Annotated in this window: 1 tRNA gene and 2 rRNA genes (1 of these 3 only partly in view); all 3 read left to right on the forward strand. The window is 56.1% G+C overall.

From position 1 onward, the window contains the following. Positions 1 to 28: transfer RNA gene (locus tag GTW51_RS23745), tRNA-Ala, on the forward strand; it begins 147 nt to the left of the window's first position. Between the two features lie 712 nt (positions 29 to 740). Then, positions 741 to 3,547 (forward strand): 23S ribosomal RNA (locus GTW51_RS23025). A gap of 202 nt (positions 3,548 to 3,749) precedes the next feature. After that, positions 3,750 to 3,864 (forward strand): 5S ribosomal RNA (gene rrf, locus GTW51_RS23030). Positions 3,865 to 3,973: the final 109 nt, after the last annotated feature.

Consider the following 3,973-nt stretch of genomic DNA (forward strand, 5'->3'; position numbering starts at 1 on the left):
GTCGATTCGATCCCGACAAGCTCCACCATTCGCTTCGCTCATGCGGAGCGTGTTGGGTCTTGTTTGTTGTCCGTCCTCGCCGCTTCGCGGCTGCGGGCGGACGGGCAAGCTCCACCAGTCGTCGGTCTCGTCCGCGCCCTTGTGGCAGCGGCTGGCCGGCAGGCGGTAGTAAAAAAATCCAGGAGAAAGACAACAGTTTGCACCTCTGTGGCTTCGGCCCTTGGGTGCGTGTTCTCAATCATCATCGTGAAGAAGAAGACGGATCTCGAAGGATCGTCACCAAAGACCCGTAAGGGTCTGCCCCTCTACTCCGGGGCCCCCTCGTTACGAGGGGACGGGCGGTTCTGTCGATGCAAGGTCCCGTTGCCGGGTTCATCGCCCGGCGCGGATTACATGTCCTTGCGTCCCATGATCGGTGTTGCCTGACCGCACGCCGTCGGGGTTCGTCTCGAGAAGCTGGTCTTTCGTCGATCGGGCTTTGTCCGCCCGGTCGACATGAAGACACCGCTGCAGGACGCTTGAATGGGTTGCACACTCGTTCAGGTGTTAGCGGTGTCGAAGAGTGACGCGTTGATGGTCACCTCTCTCTTTCTGCCCGGCCGGTCCGGTCTGCCCTCGTGGCAGGCGGGTTCGGCAGTTGGCGTATCGTTCCTTCACCGGAACGGCGCTGGCCGGCGCAGCCGATCCTTCGTTGGATCTGGCGCATGGGACAGGAAATGGTGAGCATTGGCGATGAGAACGATCAAGTGAAAGAAGGGCATCTGGTGAATGCCTTGGCATGCACAGGCGATGAAGGACGTGATACGCTGCGATAAGCCATGGGGAGCTGCGAATAAGCTTTGATCCGTGGATTTCCGAATGGGGCAACCCACCTACGATTCCTGTTAAGTTTGAGCCGTTCGGCAACGAACGGTTCAGATTAACAGGGGTCGAAAAGGTATCTAACTCTGAATACATAGGGGTTAGAAGCGAACTCGGGGAACTGAAACATCTAAGTACCCGAAGGAAAGGACATCAACCGAGACTCCGTCAGTAGCGGCGAGCGAACGCGGACCAGGCCAGTGGCCTTGCAGAAGAGAAGCCGAACACGTTGGAAATCGTGGCGATATTGGGTGATAGCCCCGTAGGCATAATGCTTCGCAAGGTCCTCGAGTAAGGCGGGACACGTGAAATCCTGTCTGAAATTGGGGGGACCACCCTCCAAGCCTAAGTACTCGTGCATGACCGATAGTGAACCAGTACCGTGAGGGAAAGGTGAAAAGCACCCCGACAAGGGGAGTGAAATAGAACCTGAAACCGGATGCCTACAAACAGTTGAAGCCCAAGGTTCGTCCTGGGTGACAGCGTACCTTTTGTATAATGGGTCAGCGACTTAGTCTGGCGAGCGAGCTTAAGCCGATAGGTGGAGGCGCAGCGAAAGCGAGTCTGAACAGGGCGTTCAGTTCGTCGGATTAGACCCGAAACCGAGTGATCTAGCCATGAGCAGGCTGAAGGTGCGGTAACACGCACTGAAGGGCCGAACCCATATCTGTTGCAATAGATCGGGATGACTTGTGGCTAGGGGTGAAAGGCCAATCAAACTCGGAAATAGCTGGTTCTCCGCGAAAACTATTTAGGTAGTGCGTCGGATGAATACTCCAGGGGGTAGAGCACTGGATGGGCTAGGGGATCTCACCGATTTACCAAACCTAACCAAACTCCGAATACCTGGAAGTACTATCCGGCAGACACACGGCGGGTGCTAACGTCCGTCGTGGAGAGGGCAACAACCCTGACCACCAGCTAAGGTCCCCAAGTTATGGCTAAGTGGGAAAGGATGTGAAGATTCCAAAACAACCAGGATGTTGGCTTAGAAGCAGCCATCATTTAAAGAAAGCGTAACAGCTCACTGGTCTAAATAAGAGTCTTTGCGCCGAAAATGTAACGGGGCTTAAGCCATACACCGAAGCTGTGGGTACGTCGCAAGACGTGCGGTAGCGGAGCGTTCCGTAGGCCGGTGAAGGGATACCCGTGAGGGGTCCTGGAGGTATCGGAAGTGCGAATGCTGACATGAGTAACGATAAAGGGAGTGAGAGACTCCCTCGCCGAAAGTCCAAGGGTTCCTGCTTAAAGTTAATCTGAGCAGGGTTAGCCGGCCCCTAAGGCGAGGCCGAAAGGCGTAGTCGATGGGAACCACGTTAATAATCGTGGGCCTGGAGGAAGTGACGGATTGCGTGTGTCGTACGGTCTTATTGGATTGATCGTGCGGCGAAGTGGTCCCAGGAAATAGCTCCTCCGTATAGACCGTACCCGAAACCGACACAGGTGGACTGGTAGAGTATACCAAGGCGCTTGAGAGAACTATGTTGAAGGAACTCGGCAAATTGCACGCGTAACTTCGGAAGAAGCGTGACCCTCATTCACGCAAGTGGGTGAGGGTGGCACAACCCAGGGGGTAGCGACTGTTTATCAAAAACACAGGGCTCTGCGAAGTCGCAAGACGACGTATAGGGTCTGACGCCTGCCCGGTGCTGGAAGGTTAAAGGGAGGGGTGCAAGCTCTGAACTGAAGCCCCAGTAAACGGCGGCCGTAACTATAACGGTCCTAAGGTAGCGAAATTCCTTGTCGGGTAAGTTCCGACCTGCACGAATGGCGTAACGACTTCCCCGCTGTCTCCAACATAGACTCAGTGAAATTGAATTCCCCGTGAAGATGCGGGGTTCCTGCGGTCAGACGGAAAGACCCCGTGCACCTTTACTATAGCTTTACACTGGCATTCGTGTCGGCATGTGTAGGATAGGTGGTAGGCTTGGAAGCATGGGCGCCAGCTCGTGTGGAGCCATCCTTGAAATACCACCCTTACCTATATGGATGTCTAACCGCGGTCCGTTATCCGGATCCGGGACAGTGTATGGTGGGTAGTTTGACTGGGGCGGTCGCCTCCCAAAGAGTAACGGAGGCGCGCGATGGTGGGCTCAGACCGGTCGGAAATCGGTCGTCGAGTGCAATGGCATAAGCCCGCCTGACTGCGAGACATACACGTCGAGCAGAGACGAAAGTCGGTCATAGTGATCCGGTGGTCCCGCGTGGAAGGGCCATCGCTCAACGGATAAAAGGTACGCCGGGGATAACAGGCTGATGACCCCCAAGAGTCCATATCGACGGGGTTGTTTGGCACCTCGATGTCGACTCATCGCATCCTGGGGCTGGAGCAGGTCCCAAGGGTATGGCTGTTCGCCATTTAAAGCGGTACGTGAGTTGGGTTCAGAACGTCGTGAGACAGTTCGGTCCCTATCTGCCGTGGGTGTAGGAGTATTGACAGGATCTGACCCTAGTACGAGAGGACCGGGTTGGACGTACCTCTGGTGGACCTGTTGTGGCGCCAGCCGCAGTGCAGGGTAGCTATGTACGGTCGGGATAACCGCTGAAGGCATCTAAGCGGGAAACCCACCTGAAAACGAGTACTCCCTATCAGAGCCGTGGTAGACCACCACGTTGATAGGCCGGGTGTGGAAGTGCGGCAACGCATGAAGCTTACCGGTACTAATCGCTCGATCGGCTTGATCGTTCTCATTCGCCAATGTTCACCAGCCCAAAGGCTGGACCGGACAACGGCCCGTTCCAAGGAAAAACGGCTCCAACGGCTAACCCCCGTCGAGCCGCTTCCCGACTGCCCGCAAGGCGGTCCGGGAATACGGAACAAGGGGCTGCAACGCCTCGCTCTTCAATCAGCACAGACCAGCTTCTCGATCACCCTTGCCATTTGCCGACCTGGTGGTTCTAGCGGGGCGGCCGCACCCGATCCCATTCCGAACTCGGCCGTGAAACGCCCCAGCGCCCATGATACTTCGTCTCAAGACGCGGGAAAGTCGGTCGCCGCCAGGTCTGCAAATCGCAAGCGTGATAACTTCACAACAAACAATCAGCACACATCGCCATATCAACGAACGCCCCCGTCCTAAAAACGGGGGCGTTCGTGCGTCCGGATTCTGGA

Source organism: Aurantimonas aggregata, from assembly GCF_010500835.1.
Lineage (GTDB): Bacteria > Pseudomonadota > Alphaproteobacteria > Rhizobiales > Rhizobiaceae > Aurantimonas > Aurantimonas aggregata.